At 60.6% G+C, this 20,569-nt stretch carries 17 protein-coding genes and 1 tRNA gene; 7 read left to right on the top strand and 11 right to left on the bottom strand.

Annotation, left to right across the window (positions count from 1 at the left end):
* Positions 1–298: 298 nt before the first annotated feature.
* Together guaA and cbiD are read right to left on the bottom strand one after the other, a co-directional pair.
* A complete protein-coding gene (gene guaA, locus GEI7407_RS06325) occupies positions 299–1,906 on the bottom strand; it encodes a glutamine-hydrolyzing GMP synthase (protein ID WP_015171305.1) in 1,608 nt (535 codons plus the stop codon).
* Between the two features lie 150 nt (positions 1,907–2,056).
* A complete protein-coding gene (gene cbiD, locus GEI7407_RS06320; RefSeq protein WP_015171304.1) occupies positions 2,057–3,175 on the bottom strand; it encodes a cobalt-precorrin-5B (C(1))-methyltransferase CbiD in 1,119 nt (372 codons plus the stop codon).
* Positions 3,176–3,518: 343 nt separating this feature from the next.
* On the opposite strand from cbiD, the gene GEI7407_RS06315 reads away from it, so the two are divergent.
* Complete coding sequence (locus tag GEI7407_RS06315) at positions 3,519–3,929, top strand: hypothetical protein (RefSeq protein WP_041268298.1); 411 nt, start codon at positions 3,519–3,521, stop codon at positions 3,927–3,929.
* Positions 3,930–4,023: 94 nt separating this feature from the next.
* Positions 4,024–5,010 (top strand): GTP 3',8-cyclase MoaA, encoded by a 987-nt coding sequence (gene moaA, locus GEI7407_RS06310; protein ID WP_015171302.1) that lies wholly within the window; start codon positions 4,024–4,026, stop codon positions 5,008–5,010.
* Between the two features lie 101 nt (positions 5,011–5,111).
* Here the strand turns inward: moaA and rpsD are convergent, their stop codons facing one another.
* Positions 5,112–5,720, bottom strand: coding sequence for a 30S ribosomal protein S4 (rpsD, locus tag GEI7407_RS06305; RefSeq protein WP_015171301.1), 609 nt, complete (start codon positions 5,718–5,720; stop codon positions 5,112–5,114).
* A 56-nt stretch (positions 5,721–5,776) separates the two neighbouring features.
* On the opposite strand from rpsD, the gene yidD reads away from it, so the two are divergent.
* Positions 5,777–6,028 carry a membrane protein insertion efficiency factor YidD gene (gene yidD / locus GEI7407_RS06300; RefSeq protein WP_015171300.1) on the top strand — a complete coding sequence of 84 codons (252 nt, stop codon included), beginning with the start codon at positions 5,777–5,779 and terminating at the stop codon, positions 6,026–6,028.
* A gap of 75 nt (positions 6,029–6,103) precedes the next feature.
* A complete protein-coding gene (locus tag GEI7407_RS06295) occupies positions 6,104–6,808 on the top strand; it encodes a M15 family metallopeptidase (protein ID WP_015171299.1) in 705 nt (234 codons plus the stop codon).
* Positions 6,809–6,830: 22 nt separating this feature from the next.
* Here the strand turns inward: GEI7407_RS06295 and GEI7407_RS06290 are convergent, their stop codons facing one another.
* The 4 genes from GEI7407_RS06290 to GEI7407_RS19375 form a co-directional block, all read right to left on the bottom strand.
* Complete coding sequence (locus tag GEI7407_RS06290; protein WP_015171298.1) at positions 6,831–8,582, bottom strand: glycosyltransferase family 39 protein; 1,752 nt, start codon at positions 8,580–8,582, stop codon at positions 6,831–6,833.
* Between the two features lie 30 nt (positions 8,583–8,612).
* Complete coding sequence (locus GEI7407_RS06285; protein ID WP_015171297.1) at positions 8,613–10,661, bottom strand: thioredoxin domain-containing protein; 2,049 nt, start codon at positions 10,659–10,661, stop codon at positions 8,613–8,615.
* An 88-nt stretch (positions 10,662–10,749) separates the two neighbouring features.
* A complete protein-coding gene (locus GEI7407_RS06280) occupies positions 10,750–11,223 on the bottom strand; it encodes a DUF2141 domain-containing protein (protein WP_015171296.1) in 474 nt (157 codons plus the stop codon).
* Between the two features lie 235 nt (positions 11,224–11,458).
* Entirely contained in the window at positions 11,459–13,702 is a 2,244-nt protein-coding gene (locus tag GEI7407_RS19375; protein ID WP_015171295.1) for an ATP-binding protein, read from the bottom strand.
* A 286-nt stretch (positions 13,703–13,988) separates the two neighbouring features.
* Between GEI7407_RS19375 and GEI7407_RS06270 the strand changes: the two genes are divergently transcribed.
* The 3 genes from GEI7407_RS06270 to GEI7407_RS06260 all read left to right on the top strand — a co-directional run bounded on the left by GEI7407_RS06270 (position 13,989) and on the right by GEI7407_RS06260 (position 16,815).
* On the top strand, positions 13,989–14,837 hold the full coding sequence (locus GEI7407_RS06270) for an alpha/beta fold hydrolase (protein ID WP_041268297.1): 849 nt from the start codon (positions 13,989–13,991) through the stop codon (positions 14,835–14,837).
* 283 nt (positions 14,838–15,120) lie between these two features.
* Positions 15,121–15,564 (top strand): photosystem II protein PsbQ, encoded by a 444-nt coding sequence (psbQ, locus tag GEI7407_RS06265; RefSeq protein ID WP_015171293.1) that lies wholly within the window; start codon positions 15,121–15,123, stop codon positions 15,562–15,564.
* 141 nt (positions 15,565–15,705) lie between these two features.
* On the top strand, positions 15,706–16,815 hold the full coding sequence (locus GEI7407_RS06260; RefSeq protein WP_015171292.1) for an FAD-binding oxidoreductase: 1,110 nt from the start codon (positions 15,706–15,708) through the stop codon (positions 16,813–16,815).
* Positions 16,816–16,890: 75 nt separating this feature from the next.
* Here the strand turns inward: GEI7407_RS06260 and fba are convergent, their stop codons facing one another.
* The 4 genes from fba to GEI7407_RS06240 all read right to left on the bottom strand — a co-directional run bounded on the left by fba (position 16,891) and on the right by GEI7407_RS06240 (position 20,432).
* Positions 16,891–17,970 (bottom strand): class II fructose-bisphosphate aldolase, encoded by a 1,080-nt coding sequence (gene fba / locus GEI7407_RS06255; protein WP_015171291.1) that lies wholly within the window; start codon positions 17,968–17,970, stop codon positions 16,891–16,893.
* Positions 17,971–18,139: 169 nt separating this feature from the next.
* Positions 18,140–18,211, bottom strand: a tRNA-Lys gene (locus tag GEI7407_RS06250).
* Between the two features lie 74 nt (positions 18,212–18,285).
* A complete protein-coding gene (locus tag GEI7407_RS06245) occupies positions 18,286–19,194 on the bottom strand; it encodes an aldose 1-epimerase (RefSeq protein WP_015171290.1) in 909 nt (302 codons plus the stop codon).
* 50 nt (positions 19,195–19,244) lie between these two features.
* Positions 19,245–20,432 (bottom strand): LptF/LptG family permease, encoded by a 1,188-nt coding sequence (locus GEI7407_RS06240; protein ID WP_015171289.1) that lies wholly within the window; start codon positions 20,430–20,432, stop codon positions 19,245–19,247.
* Between the last annotated feature and the right edge of the window lie 137 nt (positions 20,433–20,569).

Below are 20,569 nucleotides of genomic sequence, written 5' to 3'. Positions count from 1 at the left end.
GGTCACAAGCGACAATTTTTGTGCAGACAAATTGGTGCTCGCAAGCTTGCGTTTAGCCGATGATTGGGCGGCTGGGTGCGTTAACCTATTCATCAAAAACATTAAATAATTATTAACTTTTTATTAATAAAATCGATGTTTTTCCACAGAAAAGCTTTGTTTTCCACAGAAAATCCCGCATTTTCCACAGAGGCCCCCAACAAAAAGTAGCGGAGATCACGCTTGAGGCGATCGCTCCGCTACTCGTTTCAATCTGATTTAAAGGAGCGATCGCCTGAGCAACCAGCCCTTCAAAGGGTTATTCCCACTCGATGGTTCCAGGCGGCTTCGAGGTGATGTCATAGACCACCCGGTTAACCCCCTCAACCTCGTTGACGATGCGGTTGGAAATCGTCTCCAGCAGATCGTAGGGAGCGCGAGACCAGTCCGCCGTCATGCCGTCCTCGCTGCTGACCAGGCGCAGCACAATCGGATAGGCATAGGTGCGGCGATCGCCCATCACGCCGACGCTGCGAATCGGCAGCAGCACCGCAAAGGCCTGCCAGAAATCGTGGTAGATGCCGCGCTGATTGATTTCTTGGCGCACGATCAGGTCCGCATCTCGCAGGATATCCAGCTTCTCCGCCGTCACCTCGCCCAAGATCCGAATCGCTAGACCCGGTCCCGGGAAGGGATGGCGACGCACGATTTCTTCCGGCAAGCCGATCGCCCGGCCGACCTTACGCACCTCGTCCTTGAAGAGTTTGCGCAGGGGCTCCACCAGCTTGAAGCGCAGATCCTTCGGCAGGCCGCCCACGTTGTGATGGCTCTTGATCTTCACAGCGACCCGCTCGCCCGTCTTCGGATCGACATTGGTATCTGCCGACTCGATCACGTCCGGATACAGCGTGCCCTGGGCCAGATAGTCAAAGGGACCCAGGCGCCGAGACTCTTCTTCAAAGACCTGGATGAACTCGTGGCCGATCCGCTTGCGCTTTTCTTCGGGATCGGTGATCCCTTCCAACCTGGCCAAAAAGCGCTCCCGAGCGTTCACGTACTCAACGTGGATGTGGAACTGTTCCTGGAACAGCTTCAGCAGGCGCTCGGGCTCCCCTTTGCGCATGAAGCCCTGGTCGATGAACATGCAGGTGAGGTTATCGCCGATCGCCTTGTGGAGCAAGAAGGCAAGGGTCGAGGAGTCCACACCCCCCGAAAGGGCCAGCAAAACGCGCTTGTCGCCGACTTTGGCCCGCACTTCGCGAATCGCTTCTTCGACAAATGCTTCCGTTGTCCAGGTGGGCTCGCAATCGCAAATGTGGTAGACAAAGTTGCGAATCAGGGCCAAGCCGCCCTGGGAGTGCACCACTTCCGGGTGGAACTGGACGCCATAGAGCTTGCGATCGTGGTGGGCGATCGCCGCGCAGGGGGTATTGTTCGTGTGGGCCAAGAGCTCGAAGCCCTCGGGCATTTGCTTGACCGAGTCTCCGTGGCTCATCCACATCGTGGTGCCATCTTCGACGTTGGTCAGCAGGTCTGTGGGATCGTCGATAAACAGCGATGCTTTGCCGTACTCGCCGCGCTCAGCCCGCTCGACGCCACCGCCGAGCTGCTGCACCATCAGCTGCATGCCGTAGCACACGCCCAGCACCGGCAAGCCCAAGTCCCAGATAGCGGGGTCGCAGTGCGGCGCGTGGGCGTCGTACACCGAGCTGGGACCACCTGAGAAGATGATGCCTTTGGGGTTGAGCTGTTTGAGCTGCTCCGCGGTAGTGCGATAGGACAAGACCTCAGAGTACACCTGGGTCTCGCGAATGCGACGAGCAATCAGCTCGGAGTACTGGGAGCCGAAATCCAGGATGACAATCATCTGGCGATTGATCGGCTCTAGAGACGCGGTTTGAGGCGGTTGTTCAGTCTGTAGAGTCACGGAGAATTCCTGGCACTAATTCAGGGAAACAGAACGAGAACGTTTAAAAAATGAGAGAGAAATAGCAAAACTGGCTTCGTAGCCAGTTCTTAATAAAGCTTTTTAGAAATGCTTTTTGAGCGGATAAATCTAGCGCTGATTCCAGCTAGCTTAACACAATTTAGCGAGGCATTTCTCCCCAAAATCACTGGTTACGATGATTTGGCGCTGGCGATCGAATAGTAGCGAGCCGACAGCAACAGCGCGATCGCTGTGGTGCTGGATATAGCGCTGGGCGCGGGCGTCAATCTGCTGGGCGATCGCCCCGTAGATCTGAGCGGTCCAGGCAGTCTGGCGCTGAGCGTCGAGCTGGCGCAGGCTCTGCAAGGCGGACTCCAGGGTCGGGCTGTCCAGCAGCGTTGCCAAGACTTCGGTGGGCAGCCCCTGCGCTCCGGCGATCGCCGTCAGGATCTCTTGGCGACCATCGGCGACGTGGTGATGGGTGTGGAAAATGCCGCCCGCCAGCTTGATCAGCTTGCCGTGGTAGCCAAACAGCAGCAGGGACGTCACGCCCAGCAAACCGGCCTCCACCAGCAGCGGCCCGATCCAGTTAGCGGTTTTGACGAGACGGGCCTCCGGCACCCCGAGCTGTCGCGCCAGGTCCAGGCCATTTTCGCCCACGCAAAAGACCAGCGTGTCTGAGCCCTGCGCTTTTTGGGTGAGCTCGGCTCGGTAGGCGTCGAGCTGACCGGGGGCACTCAGGGGCTGGGAAATCCCGGTGGTGCCCAGGAGCGAGAGGCCCTCAACAACGCCGAAAGCGGCATTGGAGGTGCGGGTGGCCAGAGCCTGGCCCTCCGGCAGAATGATCGTCACCTGGAGCTTGCGATCGCCCGGTAGATAGGCCGCGAGGTTGTGGCGCAGCAGGCGCTGGGCATACTGATAGATGGCGGCAGGCCCCTGCCCCTGGTCTTGGCGGCCGATTCCTTCGCCGCCCGCGAGGGCGATCGCCTCGGGCTGATCGGATGCCCCCCAGCGCACCCAGGCCCACACCGGCGTGTCGCGGGTCAGGTCCAGGTTGTCGCCGGGATCGCTGCGGGCGATCGCCAAGGCGCTGTCCGCCGACAGCAGAGCGACCTGTTCTAGGGCGATCGTCGCTGGCTGAGGTGGCTCTAGCAGATCAAGGGTGACGGAGGTGGCAGCTGACTGTCCCAGCAGGCGCTGGAGAGCGGCGATCGCCGCCGCGCAGGCAAACACCGGCAGCGTATATCCCGCCCGAGGCAATGCAGTCATCGGTGGGCAACTCTCCGGGCGAAGGGGACACATTCCCAGGGCAACAGGGACGAAAAGTCAATCCACCCTGAAACAGACGACAAAGTCCGTAACATTACTCAAAGATAGAATTCGGTAAACTTTAAGCTTTTGCGTGTAGGAACTGGATAAAGCACAGTCTATTGCTTTTTCATCGCCAATATTCCGTAGATCTAGGGTTGACTCGCGGGGATTGGCTTCCTGGAAATCGTCACGTGCGCGTTCGGAGAACCCTATGGAATCCGCTGCTGACTCTAGGCCTCCTGTTTTTGCCCCAAGCCATTGGGCTAGCTCTGAGCAACAATCCTCTCAACCCTCGGGGATTGTGCTGCAGTTTCAGGGCGTGCTCGACGCTACGACGGCCAGCGATGCGCGGCAGCAGATCGAACAGGCGCTCCACTGCGCAGCCCATGCGGTGATTGTAGACCTACTTTGGGTCTCGGCTGTCACCCAGGAGGGCTTTGAGGCGCTGCAAGCGGGCATTGCGCGATCGCTGGTTTTGAAAAAGTCGCTGTCCTTTGAGTCGGCAGGCTCCACCCTCCAGCAGCAGCTCGACGGCGCCTGGACCGAGCAGCGGCGGCAGACCTTCGGCCCGTGGGAGCACAGCGTCGATCAGGGGTTCGAGTCTTTTTTACAGGATCATCCCCACACGAAATTTCGTCCATCCAAGGCAGACTACACGGTGGGATCCCTCGAGCCGTGGTCGCGGCGGCCCTGCAAATCAACGTCTGCTTGAGATGCTGGCGTGGGAAACTGAGGGCGATCGCCCGCCCCTCCCCGTGATCATCCGCTCTGCCAGAAGCAGGAGGCGATGATCCAAAATAAAGAGTATGAACCCAATCAACTACCTCCGCATCAGCCTGATCGATCGCTGTAACTTCCGCTGTCTTTACTGCATGCCCGAAGAGGCCGAGATCAGCTATGCCTTGCAGGAGCACTGGCTGACCAACGAAGAAATTTTGACGCTGCTGCAAGAGGTTTTTATTCCTCTGGGGTTTTCGCGCTTTCGGTTGACGGGGGGCGAGCCGCTGCTGCGGCCGGGCCTGGTGGATCTGGTGCGGGCGATCGCCCAGCTACCGGGCACCGAGGATTTGGCGATGACCACCAACGGGTTTCATCTGGCAGCAGTTGCCGAAGATCTCTACGCAGCGGGCCTACGGCGGATCAATATCAGCCTAGATTCCCTGGATGCGGCAGTTTTTGACCAGATTATTGGTCATCGCGGGCGATCGCGCTGGCAAGCGGTCTGGCAGGGCATCCAGGCAGCCCATCAAGTCGGCTTTGACCCCCTGAAGCTCAATGTTGTGGTGATTCCGGGGGTGAACGATCACGAAGTGCTGGACTTGGCGGCGCTCACCCGCGATCGCGCTTGGCATGTTCGCTTTATTGAATTTATGCCCATCGGCAACGACGCCCTCTTTTCGGATCGGGGCTGGATCGCCTCGGAGGAGCTGCGCCAGCAAATTCGCGATCGCTGGGGCCTCACCGAAGGCCGCGTCACGGGCAACGGCCCCGCCGATATTTTCCAGATTCCCGGTGCCAAGGGCACGCTGGGCTTTATTAGCCAGATGTCTGAGTGCTTCTGCGATCGCTGCAACCGGATGCGCCTCTCCGCCGACGGCTGGCTCCGGCCCTGCCTGCTGAACGAAACCGGTCAGCTCGACCTGCGCACCGCCCTGCGCACCAGCACACCGCTCGACGAGCTGCGCGATCGCGTGGCCACCCTCTTGAACCTCAAGCCCGAGATCAACTACAAGCTGCGAGAGTCGGGCACCACTGGCCGCTATGCCCGCACCATGTCGCAAATCGGCGGCTAGGCAAAATAAAACCCCCTAGACTGACGGTTCCAGGGGGTTGTATTCGAAATAAATGCCGCGGTGAATAGAGAGAAAACGAAAAATTGGGTTTTCTCGGAGCGTTAGACTTTCCGAGAGTAAAATTCAACGATCAACAGTTCGTTGACCTGAAGCGCAACCCATTCCCGCTCAATCACGCTATTCACCTTGCCTTCCATCTTGTTCTTGTCGAACTCGAGGTGGCTGGGAACGTGGGCGAGACCAGGAGACTGGAGGTTTTGCTCAGCCAATTTGCGGGAGCTTTCCCGATTGCGGATGGCGATCGCGTCGCCGGGGCGGCAGTTGTAGCTAGGAATGCTAACGACTCTGCCGTTGACCATCACGTGGCCGTGGTTGACGAGCTGACGTGCTGCGGGGATGGTGGGAGCCAAGCCCATGCGGAAGATGGTGTTATCCAACCGCATTTCCAGCAGCTGCAGCAGCACCTGACCGGTGGAACCCGAGACGCTCCGTGCTTTGCGCACGTAGCGAACCAGCTGACGCTCGGTGATGCCGTAGTTGTAGCGAAGCTTCTGCTTTTCCTCTAGACGGATGGCGTACTCTGACTTCTTCTTACGGTTTTGACCGTGCTGTCCAGGCGGATAGGCCCGACGAGCTGACTTGCGGGTCAGACCGGGCAGGTCACCCAAACGACGAACAATTCTTAGGCGTGGGCCTCTGTAACGCGACATGGAGTTTCCTCTCTATACAAGCGTGGCAAAGCCATCATTGTACAATAAAAGCCAATATGAAAACAGTTTTATTGCTGCTGATTCGGGGCTATCGCGCCCTGATTTCACCGCTGTTCCCGCCGGTGTGCCGCTTTCATCCGACGTGCTCTCAGTACGCCCTCGAGGCGATCGCCCGCCATGGATCCTTGGGCGGGAGCTGGCTGGCGGTCCGGCGAATTTTTCGCTGCCATCCGTTTTGTGAAGGCGGCTACGATCCGGTACCGATGAATTTGTCGGATTCGCTGCCGTTTCGGCGACCCCGCTCCTAGGGACTGGGCCCAACTCAAATCGGGACGCCCTTCTTGGGAGCCATTTTTGTTGAAACCTTGACGAGCCGAGGCGCTGTGAAACCCTATCAAACGATGCCAATCCGCGAGTGCGGTGAGCCGCTGACGCCGATTCCGGGCGATCGCCTGCGGCTAGTGTCTCCCCATCCCTACCAGGCGCTGGGCGCGCCCTACGGGGAGCGATCGCCGTTTTGGGTGCGGCAGGGGGTGGTCGAAGCGCTGGTTTTGGCCCAAGAGCTCCTAGAACAGCAGCGTCCCGGTTGGCACCTGCAAATTTTTGACGCTTACCGGCCCATCCCGGTCCAGCAATTCATGGTGGACTACGCCTTTGCCGAATTGGCGGCGGCGCGGGGCCTGGTCGTCTCGCAGCTCCAGGCCAGGGAACGGAAGGCCCTCCAAGCGGAAGTCATGCAGTTTTGGGCTGTGCCCAGCGCCGATCCGGCGACGCCGCCGCCCCACAGCACCGGAGCCGCTGTAGACGTGACCCTGCTGGACGCCGAGGGGCAGCCGGTGGACATGGGCTCTCCCATTGACGAGATTTCGCCGCGATCGCTGCCTGACCATTTCGCCCAGGCCTCGGACCCAGCGGGTCGCCAGGCCCACGCCCATCGCCAGCAGCTCTACGGCGTGATGGCCCAGGCCGGGTTTCGGCGGCATCCCAACGAGTGGTGGCACTTTTCCCTCGGGGACCAGTTCTGGGCGTGGCTAGAGCAGGAGGCCACCGGGAAGGCGGCGATCGCCCGCTATGGCCGCGCCGAATAGGCAAACTGGGGGCGAAAATTCCTCAGCGGCAGCGATACAGGCGATAGCGGTACTCGCCCGCCGTGCCGCGATAGTCTGGGTCCGGCAGGCAGTTTTGCTGCTCCGGCTGGACCGGCCCCCGAAAGTCGACCAGCCACAGGTCAAAGGGGCGAGGCAGGGTTTGCAGCGCCTCAGCGAGGACGGCGATCGCCGGACCGTAGCTGCGGGTGGCGTTGTCTCGGCGGGCTAGCAAAAACTGGGGCAGCACTTCGTCAGGCGCAGCTTGGGTGCGCCGCATTTCCCAGGCAATGGACATCAGCCGGCCTGTCTCGCCGTGGTGCTTGTGGGTCGCGGCAACCAGGGCGGGGGCCTGGGTCCCCTGGCGCAAAATCGGCACCAGTAGGTCCGATCGCCGGTTTTCCAGATAGCCCAAGTTGGCCGCCACCACGCCGGCTCCCAGCAGGCCCACCAGGAGCACCCCAACCACGAGCGATCGCCCGGACCCTTGCCAGAACGGCCCAGGCATCATCGCCTTTGGCGCGCGCCAGTGCGTCCAGAGCGCCCCGCTCAGGACCAGCAGCAGCGCCGGAAAGTAGAAGAACTGAAACCGAGCCGCCAGGGTCAAATCCAGGCCCAGGACGTAGGTCAGGCCCAGGCAAAGGGCGATCGCGCTGGCGAGATAGAGCCCCAGGGGCCGAACCACTGCCCGCGTTGCAGGATCGCGCTGGGAGCGGCGCCAGCCCCGCCAGAGCCCCGGCCCAATCCAAAGGGCGATCGCCACGCTCCCGAGGCCAAACAAAATCAGCAGCGGCACCGGCAGGACGGTCGCCGAGCTGGGCAGCAAGAACACCATGCTCAGCAGCCACATGGCAAGGCGCAAGAGGGGCTCTAAAACATCCTCCAGGGGGCTGCCGTCGTAGATCCAGCGGGTGGGCGCGCTGGCGTGGGCCGCCAGCACGATGGGCAGCCAGGGCAGGCCGCTAGCCACCGTCGCCGCAATCACGCCATAGAGCGATCGCCAGGACGGCTGCATCAGAGCCTTGGGGTCTCGGCGGCCCTGACGGTAGGCCTCAGCAACCAAAACCAGGAACTGGGCCGCCAGCACGAGGGCGAAAAAATAGTGGGTGGCAATCCCTATGGCATTGGCCAGAACCCAGGCGATCGCCCTGGGCCAGGGCAGAGGCTGGCGTCGCCGCAGGGCCTGCCACGCCCAGACAAAGGCCACCGTAGACGCCAGCACCAGCAGCATCGTGAGGGTGTAGTGCCGCGCCTGTCGGGCCAAAAAAAGCCCAAAGGGCGACACCGCCATCAGCAGCGCCGACAGATGGGCGATCGCCCGCGAGCGAAACAGCAGCCAGCTCGCCCCAAACATCGCCGGAATCAGCGCCACCCCAAAGATCACCGACAGCGATCGCGCCCCCCAAACCGACACCAGGCCCTCTTGAGACCCAAACAGCTGTAGCCAGCCGTGAGTCAGCAAAAAGTACAGCGGCGGGTGGGTGCTCTCGGTCAGCAGCGTCGCCACCACGTCTTGGGGGCCAGCCTCCGGGCGGACCTGGAGGGGAGACAGCAGCGTCTCAGCGCTGATCACCTGGTCGAGGGGCACCGAGCCGAACCCATTGCCCAAGCTAAAGGCCAAGGTGGCAAATTCATCGGTCCAGGGCGGCAGAGAGCCCAGATTAACCAGGCGCAGGGCTGCCCCCACCACAGTCCACAGCCCCAGAAGGTAGGCGGGATGAATTTCTCGCTGATGCGTCAAGGCGCGATCGCGCTCCAAGGTAGATGGCTGCCGCATGGGAAAAAATTAGATTGTCTATTTTGGGCCTCAGGCCCGGATTTGGTGTTGTTGGATTTGGGTGTGCAGCTGCTCCAGGCTGCGAGCAGGCTCCTGGCAGCTGAGGCCCTGGCACACCAGGCCCACAGCCCCCTCCGGCAGCTCATCCGCCACCTTGTAGACGGCGGTGGGGCAGTAGCGCGCCGCCAGGGTTTGCAAGACGTCCGGCGTGGCGCGAATCAGCAGGTGATTGCGGTAAAGATCCAGGGCGCCAAACATTGACGGGCAGGCCTGAGGCGATCGCGCCATGGGCGCACTAAACGACTGCAGCGCCTTTTCGGCCCGATCGAGATAGCTCAGGTCTTCGGTCAACAAGGCAAGGCGCACCAAATTGGCGATCGCAATGCTGTTGGGCGCAGGGGTCGCGTTGTCCGCGTAGCTGCGCTCTCGGATCACCAGATCCTGACTGCGATCGCGCGCCGCATTGTAGTAGCCGCCTTCCTCAGCTCCCAGCAGCGCATCGAATTCTCTCTGCACCTTCACCGCCTGCTCGATCCAGTCCTCCGCGCCGGGCCGCGCCTGGTCCAGGTCGATCAGCGCCTTGATAAACAGCGCATAGTCCTCGGACTGGGCCAGCACCGACGCCTCTCCGTCGTAGTTCAGCCGATGAAAGCGCCCCTCCACCCACTGATGGGCCAGCAAAAATCGCGCCGCCCCCGCCGCCAGCTGGTAGTACTCTTCGCGCTGCCAGACCGCCGCCGCCCGCGCCAGACCCGAGATCATCAGGCTATTCCAGGCTGCGATCATCTTGGTGTCGGTCACCGGCGGAATCCGGCCCGGCCAGGTCTGGGTCTTGGCCACCTGAGCGCTGGGCGCAGGCGGAAACGTCGGCACCGCCACCGGTGGCGCCCCGTAGCGCACCGCAAAGAGCTTGGCCAGGGCAGCTTCGGCGACTTCGCTCAGGCTGCCTTCGCGCGATCGCTGCAAGACATTGCGCCCCTCGAAGTTCCCCGACGGCGTCACCGTAAATTCCTCTTGCAGGGCCGCCAGTTCTGCTGGAGTCAGCAGCGCCGCCAGCTCATCGTAGCGCCACACATAAAAGTCCCCTTCTTCCGGCTCTAGGGCCTCGGGACTCGTGAAATTATCGGCATCCTGGGCTGCATAAAAATAGCCCTGGGCGTCCGTCATCTCCCGCTTCAGCCAGGTCACCGTCCCGGCGATCGCCCGCTCAAAGGCCGGTTCCGTGACGCCCCGCGCCCACTCATTAGCCAGATACTCCAAGATCTGACCGTTGTCGTAGAGCATTTTCTCGAAGTGGGGGACCGTCCAGGTCGGGTCGACAGTGTAGCGATGGAAGCCACCCGCCACATGGTCGTAGATGCCTCCCAGGGCCAAGTGCTCTCCCCGCTGCTGGCAGATCGTCCCAGCGTCGTAGCGCTCCAGGCTCAGGCGGGTCGCGCGCTGGGCCGCCTCGCCGTAAGGAATCATCGGGAAACTCGGGCCGGGGCCGCGGGCAGACAAGATGCCGGTGCTGTACTCCAGGCTCTTGGCCAGGAGGTCATGGGTCAGATCGGAGCCCTGGCCCGGCTCCAGGCTGCCTGCCTCTTGGAGATGCTCCAGAATCTCTTGCTTGACAGCGCTGACTTTGTCCTTTTCGGTGTCGAAGTGGCGGCGAATCGCCTGCAACACCTGCAAAAAGCCCGGTCGCCCGTAGCGCGGATCCACCGGAAAGTAGGTGCCGCCGTAGAAGGGCACCAAATCATCTGGAGCTAGAAAAACGTTGAGGGGCCAACCGCCTTGACCCACCATCAGCTGTAGCGATTGCATGTAGATGCTGTCGAGGTCGGGTCGCTCTTCCCGATCGACCTTGATGGGAACAAAAAAATCGTTCATGTAAGCGGCGATCGCCCCATTGGAGAAGGCTTCCCCCTCCATCACCGTGCACCAGTGGCAGCTCGAATAGCCAATGGACAAAAAGATGGGTTTATTCTCTTGCCGAGCCTTGGCGATCGCCTCGTCGCACCAAGGCCACCAATCAATGGGGTTTTCTGCGTGTTTGCGCAGGTACAGGCTTTTGGCGTGAGCAAGGCGGTTGGTCATGGGGCTAATGCAAACTCTGTCTGAGAGCGTCTCTCCCCTAGCAGTCTACCGTGCCCCTTTTGGATTCCTGCTTCCCCAGACCAGCAAACTAGCCCCGGTTAAGGTAGCGCAGCCGAATATTAATCTGGGTATTTTGGCCCGCCACCAAAAAAGCGGCTTCCTGGAACTTGGCAGCGCGGGCCTGGAGCGGCGGATTATTAGAAAATCCATAGCCCTCGCGGGGAATCCCTAAGCCGTTGCGGTTGAGCTGGCGATCGCGGTTGCTGTCGTGGTAGGCCGCCACCGCATAGTTGCCAGCCGGCAAGTTATCAAAGGTCACCGTCATCGGCGTTTGGGTGATGGCGTAGCACCTACCCCGGACCGCCTTGGTCGCATCCCCTGGGAATCCCTGGCTGCGGTTAAACACCTGCAAGCAGACATCCCCAGTGGTACTGGCTAGGCCATCAATCTGGACCGTGAGCCGGCCCGTGCGCTGGGCGTTGGCAGCACTCATCAGGACACCGCTCCCGACAAACGTCAGGGCAGCAATCATCAGTCGCGTTTGGAGGTTGAACCGTGGCATAACTCGTCTTGGGTAGTTGGAACGAAAAGACAAACGAGAACAACAGCTCAGGGCTGGCCGAGGCTGAGCAAAACCCAGGCGATCGCCTAGGAGCCGCCAACACCCGTCGTCAGGACACCTGACTCTCTAGTCTCCCCCTTTGTTTCTATGTGTGTAGAAATGATACGGATAGCTTCATAAATTCTTGACCGACGGGCTGCGCTCATCCCCAGGGTGACGGGTGGCAAGTGCCCCCTCACAAAGGCGATCGCCCCTGGAACGCCTCAAGGCGCGATCGCTCCACTTGCAGATGCCGCAGCGGAATCTCCACAATGAACTCCGCCCCCTGGCCCAGTTCCGACAGGCAGTCCAGACGCCCCCCGTGCTGCTGCACCACGATCTGATAGCTAATTGACAGGCCCAGCCCGGTCCCCTGGCCCACCGGCTTGGTGGTGAAGAAGGGGTCAAAGAGCTTGGTCTTGGTGGCAGGCCCCATCCCCTGGCCATTGTCGAGAATGCGGATCGTCACGGCGTCCGGGCGCTCCACATCCGTGCGAATCGTGATCAGGCCGCGGTATTCATGGCGATCTTCTCGGGCAGCGCGACTGTCAATCGAGTCAATGGCATTGCTCAAGATGTTCATAAACACCTGGTTCATCTGGCCGGCGTAGCACTCCACCAGCGGCAGCTCGCCGTAGTCCTTGACCACCCGAATGCCGCTGTGATTGCTTTTGCTCTTGAGGCGATTGTGCAGGATCAGCAGGGTGCTCTCGATGCCTTCATGGATGTCCACCAGCTTCATCTCTGCCTCGTCCAGGCGAGAAAAGTTGCGCAGCGACAGAACAATTTTGTGAATGCGCTCGGCCCCCACCTTCATCGAAAACATCAGCTTGGGCAGATCCTCAGCCAAAAACTCCAGATCAATGTCCTGGATCTTGGCCTGGATGACCGGGGGCGGCTCCACGTGGTGCTGATAGGCCTCGACGAGGGCCAGAAGGTCCTGGACATAGCCGTCGGCGTGGGCGAGGTTGCCGTAGATGAAGTTAATGGGGTTGTTGATTTCGTGGGCGACTCCGGCGACGAGCTGACCTAGGCCCGACATTTTCTCGCTCTGGATGAGCTGGGTTTGGGTTTGGCGAAGCTGCTGGAGGGTGTCGCTGAGCTGCTGGGCCTGGGCTTGGGCCTCGGCCGCGACGGCGATCGACTGGTTGTAGAGATCGGCTTGGTCAATGGCGATCGCCAGCTGAGAGGTGACGGCCTGCAACAGCTCCACTTCTTCGTCGCTCCAGGCGCGCGGCTCGCTGACGGTGCCGCAGCCCACCACGCCGATTTCTCCCTGGTGGGTCTGGAGGGGCAGGGCCAGGATCGCTCGGTGGCGCGATCGCCGGAAAAAGGCCCGCAGCGCTTTTTGGTCGCGGTAGGCCGCCTGCTGGATATCCTCCACCCGCAAGACCTCGAGGTTGCACAGCGTCTCGGCGACCACCCCCAGCCGGTCCGACGGATAGCGGCCAGCCAGACTCACCAGGCCGATCTGCTTGCTTTCTTGGACCACCTCCCAGGTGGGCTGCCCCTCTCCTCGCCGATACCAGATGAAGCAGCAGCGATCGACTTCCAGCAGACCCTGAATCGCCTGCACCGCTGTCCGCAAAATCGTGTCTAGGTCGAGGGAATTGCGAATCTGGTTGGTGAGGCGATGGAGCAAGTCTTGGCGCAGGGCGGCCTCCCGCATCGCTTGCTGACTCAGCTGCACCTGCTCGGCCATCTGGTCAAAGGCAGCCGAAATCTGGGCCAGTTCGTCGGAGCCCCGGAGCTGCGCCCGCACCGCCACGTCCCCCGTCGCCAAGCGGTGGCTGGCGTCCACCAGCTTGGCAGCTCGGGAGGTCAAGGTGCGGTTGAAAAAGACCCACAGGCCCAAGCACAGCAGGCCCATGATGCCCGACAGAGAGAGCGATCGCTGGAGGGCATCCTGAAAGGCCTGATCCTTGGAATCCGAAAGGTCGTAAACCAAGACCAGCACGCCGAGCTGGCGATCGCCGTCTTGCTCGAGGGGCGGCGTGAGGACCGGATAGGCTGCGTACACCGTCCGGCGATCGCCCGACAGCTGCACATTGCCAATGCGCTGCTGAGCCACCCACGCTAGCAGCTGGTCGCCCTCAGTGGCCAAGTGATCAACGGCCCGTTGGCGGACTAGCTCAGCGCTCGTCGACAGCTCGATTTCCTGACGGGCGTTGGTCAACATGGCTAGCTGCAATTTGCTGCTCCCTCCCAGCAGCATATTGATCACCAAGTTGGCCCCCGCCATGTCCTCTTGACGGTAGAGATGGTCCAAAATTACAGCCGTTTTTTGCCCAGCCACCTTGGCTTGACGGTACAGATCCTCTTCGGCTCGGTGGCGTGCCAAATCAACGGCTCGCTGGAAAGACAGCAGACTCAAAGCACTGCCAAAGACCAGCAGAATGAGAGGGACCGAAAAGCGCAGAGAAAAAGGAAAATGCTTCATCAAACCAGGAAAAGTAGAGAGGCAAGCAGCGGCGATCGCCGCCTGTAGAAATCACTGGAGTTAGCACTATGTTTTTTGTGCTTATTGTGACTTTCGTTTTGCTCGAGAGCTTCAGCTCAGTCAGCAGCCTTTCCCTATGGAGATCAGGAATACCGACAGAATTCCCAAAAGATCCTCCGTTATACCCGGAAAACTACGGATGGGCCATTTTGCTAAGAAACCCTCAGCTTGTCGGCGGTCTTCTCAAAGCGGTAAGCTCAGACCTTTAAGCGCTAAGGGAAAAACTGTGTCCACTGCTGAGCATTCCATTGCCGTTGGCTCTTTAACTTGGTTTTATCGAGAGGCGGTCCCCGCCCAGCCGCTGGATCGCCCCCCAGTGGTGCTGCTCCACGGCCTAGTCTCCCAGAGCTACGGCTGGCGAAATATCTTGCCAGCCCTAGCGAATCAGGGCTTTCGAGCGATCGCCCCTGACTGGATCGGAGGCGGGCGATCGGATAAGCCCGATCGGCGAGACTTCGCCTACACGCCCGACGCCTTTGTGGAGGCGATCGCGGCCTGGCTGGATGCCCTCGAGATCCCGACCTGCACGCTGGTTGCCCAGGGCTTTTTGGGCTCAGCCGGAATTCAGTTTGCCCTGCGCCATCGCGATCGCGTCCAGCGCCTAGCCATCCTCAACGCCCCGATCGCCACCGCTGCCCAGCTGCCCTGGCGGATCCGCCAGCTCGGGCTTCCCCTGGCGGGCGACATGTTTACCCAGGATCCCCTCCTAGTCGATCGCACCCTTGAGGGGGGCGGGCGCTACGAGGTCGCCGACGAAGACCTGGACGTCTACCGGCGTCCTTTCCTCAAGAGCTCAGACGCCGGGCGATCGCTCTTGGCCACCGTGCGCAACTTGCAGCTGCCCAAGGTCACTGCCGAAATCGAAGCAGGCCTGGCCGAGTGGTCCCAGCCCGGTCTCTTGATCTGGGGACGCCAAGATCCGTGGCTGCCTCTGGCGATCGCCGAAGCCGCCGTTCAGCGAAACTCCAACCTAGAGCTAGTTTCCCTCGACGAGGTTGGTCACTATCCTCAAGAAGATTGGCACGAAAAGGTGACCGAAGCGCTGCTGCCATTTCTGCGGCGTCAGGATTTCTAGCCCCCTTGAGGCCGGCAATTCGCCCAAAAGTTGCCTTTCAGGCAGGAATTCATTACATTCTGCCGACGCTCTGGTATATGGTTCTTAACAAGGACTGTCCCAAGGGCGTCCTGAATCGCTAGAAATTTGAGGCGCTGAAGACAATAGACGCGGACATGGCCGGATGCAGCCCGACGCAGGGCGATCGCGGGCTTCTCCGCCGCCTTCTAGCGTCCAACCTTGGCCGCCCTTCTAGGGCACGGCCTTTGTGACCCAAAAGCATTGGTGATACGGAGGAGATCTTATGAAAAAGAGTCGATCGATTTTGGCCCTGTTGCTGGCCTGGGTGGCGACCTGCCTAGTCGCCTGTGGCGGCCCTAGCGCGACGCTGCCGCCGCCAACCTACACTCCTGACATGATTGCTCAAATCCAGCGCTTCACGCCTGGTGTGCAGCAAGTGCGCGATCGCCTGCCCGAGCTGGGATCTGCGATCGCTACTCAAAACTGGAGCAATATCAAGAGCCTGCTGCGCGGTCCCTTTGGAGATCTGCGTCGGGGCATGACGCTGATCTCGCGGGGCCTGCTGCCCGCCGACCAGCCCAAGGCCGATGAGCTAGCCCAAGAGGTGTTCCGCCACCTCATCCAGATTGACAAGGCAGTAGACGAGCGCAATCTAGCCCAGGCCCAGCGCAACTATCAGGAAGTCCTGCAAGACTTCGATGCTTTCTTGCAGCTGATTCCGTCTTAGGCCCGCTAGAGCGCGCCTGACCTCCCAAAAAGCCTCCGGGCAACCCGCAAGCCGCCTCTCGCAAGGGAGCGGCTTTGTTGTTGGTGCCGCTGGGAAAGGCGATCGCGCTAAAATCGCTGACGCACGGAGCGGAGACGGCCTATGACTCGGGTGGCGGTGATTGGATGTGGGGTTGTGGGGGCGGCGATCGCCTACGAGCTGAGCCTGGTGCCGGGGCTAAAGGTGAGCGTCCTGGACCGCCAGGCGCCCGCCCAGGCCTCGACGGGGGCAGCTCTGGGGGTCCTCATGGGCATCATCAGCAAAAAAACGAAAGGGCGGGCGTGGCAGCTGCGACGCCAAAGCCTAGAGCGCTACGAAACCTTGATTCCGGAGCTGCGATCGCGCACGGGCCTGGACATTCCCTGGAATCAGCAAGGCATTTTGAAGCTGTGCTTTGATGCTGGGGAGCTGCCCACCTGGCGATCGCTGGCCGAGCAGCGTCAGGCCCAGGGCTGGCCCCTAGAAATCCTCGACGCCCCGGACCTGGCCCGCCAGTATTCCTATCTAGCCCAGCAGGACGTCGCCGCGGCCATCTACTCCCCCCGCGATCGCCAAATCCAGCCCGTCGCCCTCACCCAGGCCCTGGTTGCCGCCGCCCAGCAAAACGGCGTGACCTTCCAGTTCGATCAGGCCGTGGAATCGCTGACTATTGCGTCTGAGAGGAGCGAGGCAGGCGGCCCGCAGGTTTGCCAAGCGCTCCGGACTGGCGCGGGGGCGATCGCTGCGGATTGGTTTGTGATCGCCGCGGGCCTGGGGTCCACGCCGCTCACCGCCCACCTGCACACCCCAATCCCTCTAGGAGGCATCCTGGGGCAGGCAGTGCGGCTGCGCCTCCCTGCACCCCTCGCTCAGACGCCTCAGCCCGTTGTGACCGGCGATGACGTCCACCTGGTCCCCCTCAGCGATGCGGAGTACTGGCTCGGGGCCACGGTAGAGTTTCCGGCGGATGCCGAGCACGACCCGATTCCTGAAGGCGATCGCCTCCAATCGGTCATCCAGCGAGCCACCGAATTTTGTCCGGCCCTAGCAAAGGCTGAGATCCTGCAAACCTGGTCTGGCCTGCGGCCTAGGCCGAGCGATCGCCCCGCCCCCGTCATTGGCCCTCTAGCTGGCTACCAAAACGTTCTGCTCGCCACCGGCCACTACCGCAACGGCGTTTTGCTCGCGCCCGCCACCGCTTTGGCCATCCGAGCGGCGATCGCTCCCCTCTAGCCGCCTCAACCTTTTCGTCACAAAAAAAGGGGGCCTCAACCGAGACCCCCAAATCACTCAATACGTTATATCCAATTAGACACTAGCGGTCTTCTTGCTGACCTGAGTGAGTTCGCCCTTCTTGTACTTCACGGCGAACAGTTCGCAAGATTCTTGCTTGATCTTGCTTGCGTTGCCAGCGGTGCCGAACTGCTGATAGCGGTCCGCGCAAACCTTCTGCATGTACTTGATAGAAGGCTTGAGGAAGTGACGGGGGTCAAACTCCTTGGAGTTCTTCGCCAAAGCTTCCCGCACAGCAGCGGTGATAGCCAGACGGTTGTCGGTGTCGATGTTCACTTTACGAACACCGCTCTTGATACCCTTTTGGATCTCTTCAACGGGCACGCCGTAGGTCTCGGGGATGGTGCCACCGAACTCGTTGATCAGGGCGATCAGGTCCTCAGGAACCGAAGAAGAACCGTGCATCACCAGGTGGGTGTTGGGCAGACGGCTGTGGATCTCTTCGATGCGGCTGATGGCCAGGATTTCGCCGGTCGGCTTGCGGGTGAACTTGTAGGCGCCGTGGCTGGTGCCGATAGCCACTGCCAGAGCGTCCACTTGGGTGCGCTCAACGAAGTCAACGGCTTGGTCAGGATCAGTCAGCAGCTGGGAGTGGTCAAGCTTGCCCTCAAAGCCGTGGCCGTCTTCAGCTTCGCCCATGCCGGTCTCCAGGGAGCCCAGGCAGCCCAGCTCACCCTCAACGGAAGCGCCGATCGCGTGAGCGACCTTCACCACTTCGCTGGTCACAGCCACGTTGTACTCGTAGCTAGCGGGGGTCTTGGCGTCAGCTTCCAGGGAGCCGTCCATCATGACGCTGGTAAACCCGTTCTTGATTGCTGAGTAGCAGGTAGCGGGCTCGTTACCGTGATCTTGGTGCATCACGATGGGGATGTGGGGGTAGGTCTCAACCGCAGCCAAAACCAGGTGACGGAGGAAGTTTTCCCCAGCGTAGTTACGAGCACCGCGGGAAGCTTGCAGGATCACGGGGCTGTCGGTTTCATGGGCAGCCTGCATGATCGCTTGGATCTGCTCCATGTTGTTGACGTTAAAGGCGGGAATCCCGTAACCGTGTTCCGCTGCGTGGTCTAGCAGCAGTCGCATGGGTACAAGCGCCATAAGGGTCCTCCTAGGTGTTCTTAAGCTGTCAGCTAACTAAAATTTGACGTTGTCAATTCTTACGTCAATATTAAAATACTTCGTAACCTCGCGCGAACAAATAAACCAGAGTCGTTTATAAACTCTGGTTATCTTCTCTATCAAAGAGGTTGATGACTTGTTCGTCGCATGGGTCGCCCGGGATTCGAACCCGGGACCAATCGGTTAAAAGCCGAGTGCTCTACCGCTGAGCTAGCGACCCGTTTTTCGTGCGCTGGGCACGGTTAATAACATTAGCACAACGAACTTGAAAGTCAACACTTTTTTCTAATTTTCTCAAGATTGGGTGGAGCGGGCCGTCAATCGCACTTCGGTGGTGAGGGGAATGGCGGGCTCGAGGTGCAGCAGGCGATCGCCCGTCACCAGGGCATAGCGCGGCGCGGTCCAGGGCTCCACACAGCAAAAATCCTTGCCCTGCTGGGTCCAGAAAACAAACACCGAGTAGTTTGGGTCCGCTTCCATCGTGATCTCGAGCTGGCGCTGGGGGTCTGTCATGGAAGCGCGCTGGCCCAATAGCTCCGGAAAGGCCACATCGATTTCGGGCATCGAGAAGTCAAAGCGCCCCTCGAAGGGCTCGGTGTACCAGGTGATCTGGTTAATGAGGCTCTTGGCCGGAATATCGAAGGTCAGGGCTGATTTGTCTGCGACCTGGAAGTAGGGATGGAGCCCGGTGGAAAAGGGCATGGGGTCGCCGGACTGGTTGAGATAGCGCTGGCGAATCGTCAGGGTGTCTCCCCGGAGGATGTAGGTAAAGTCCAGCCGGAAGTCGAAGGGATAGACAGCTCGGGTGGCTTCGCTGCTCACAAGGGTGAGGGTGAGGCTGGCGCCGTCCTCGGTGCTGCGATCGCTCACTTGCCAGGGCAGATCGCGGGCAAACCCGTGCTGCTTGAGGGTGTAGGTTTGGCCGTTGAGGGTGTAGGTGTTATCCGGCAGGTTGCCGCAGATGGGAAACAGGATCGGGATGCCGCCGCGGACAGAGAGCTCGGGGTTGGCGAAGCGATCGCTGTCTAGGTACAGCACCTCCTGGCCTCGGACCTGCCAGCGAGTGACAATGCCGCCCCGCTCCGGCACGATTTCCAGGCAGCTCGCGTGGCCCTCATCGCGCAAAACATAGGTCTTGTACTGTCGTTGTTCTTCGGCGATCGCAAACACAGGCACCTCTCCAGAAAAATCTTGGCTCATCATGATGACTAATCCATGAGCCGTGTTTGCCTAGAGCCTAGCAGCGATCGCCCCTAACGCGCGATCCGCACCAGCAGCAGCCCCCCAGCCCCCAAGCCAAAGAACGTCGGCAGCCACGCCGCCATAAACGGCGACAGCGCTCCCAAAATCCCCAGAGAGCTGCAAATGAAGCCCGCCAGGTAGTACAGAAAAATAATCAAAATACTGATACCAAAGCCCGTCGCCTTACTCGTGCGGCGTTGGGGCCTCGTTCCCAAAGTCGCCCCCACCAAGCCAAACACCACGCACACAAAGGGGAACGAATACTTCTGCTGAATCCTCACCTTCAGCTTGCGAATCTTTTGCTCATCTCCGCTGCTCTCAATCAGCTTTAGCTGCTCCTGAGCCTGGACAATATTCATCTCCCCGTAGTCCCGCCCCCGTTCCGCCAAATCGAGCGGCGTCCGAGGCAGCGACAGCTTCTGCTGCTCAAAGCGCGCAATGCTGCGGTAGGAGCCCGCCGGGTCGACCACATACACCGTCCCGTCAAAAAAGTCCCAGGTGCTCTCTTGGGGATTCCACGTCGCCGCCTGAGCCGTCACAATCTGGTTCAGGCCCTCCTGGGAAAAATCCAAAATCGTCAGCCCGCGCATTTGCTGCCCGTCGAACTGACGCGCATAGAACAGCCGCGAGAGGCGATCGACTTTGCGGCCATCGATCATTTCATCCTGAAACTCTTGGTACAGGATATTCTCTTGTCGAAATGTCGGTCGCTCTCGATTGAGCGCCTTTTCCAGGGTGATGGCGGCCCGGTAGTTCGCCGCTGGCACCACCAGCTCATTGAACACAAAAGTAATCCCCGTCACCAGCAGGCTACAGAGCACCGCCGGCACCACCAGTCGGTAAATGCTCACCCCACAGCTGCGCAGAGCCGTCAGCTCACTGTCGCTAGAAAAGCGGCTGTAGGCCATCAGAGTCGCCAGCAGCGTGGACATGGGCAGCGCCAGCGAAATGAAGTACGGCAGCTGTAGGGCAAACACTTCCGCCGCGATCGAAAAGGGCAACCCCGACTCCGTGACCCGGCGCACCAGCTCAAACAGCGCGCCCACCGCAATGCCCACCGACGAAAATGCCCCCACCCCAAACAGGAAAGGCATAATCATCTCGGCCACTAGATAGCGGTCCATGACCGACATCCAGCCAGCCAGCAAGTGCCAAAGATTGAATTTGGGCCTGAGGGTATCTGGGAAAGTAGATCGCATGGTAGTCGTATGCGTTGGGCTACGAACGGTGGCGCTGCGAGGGGCGCAGGCGTACAGGGACCCCAGCCAATGGCCTAGAGGCAGACCTCTCCACCCGCTTTGACACCTCCAGTGTAGGGTCCTCAGGGAACCCTAGC

This window comes from Geitlerinema sp. PCC 7407 (genome assembly GCF_000317045.1).
Classification (GTDB): domain Bacteria; phylum Cyanobacteriota; class Cyanobacteriia; order PCC-7407; family PCC-7407; genus PCC-7407.
This window is presented reverse-complemented; position numbering and strand designations above follow the sequence as displayed.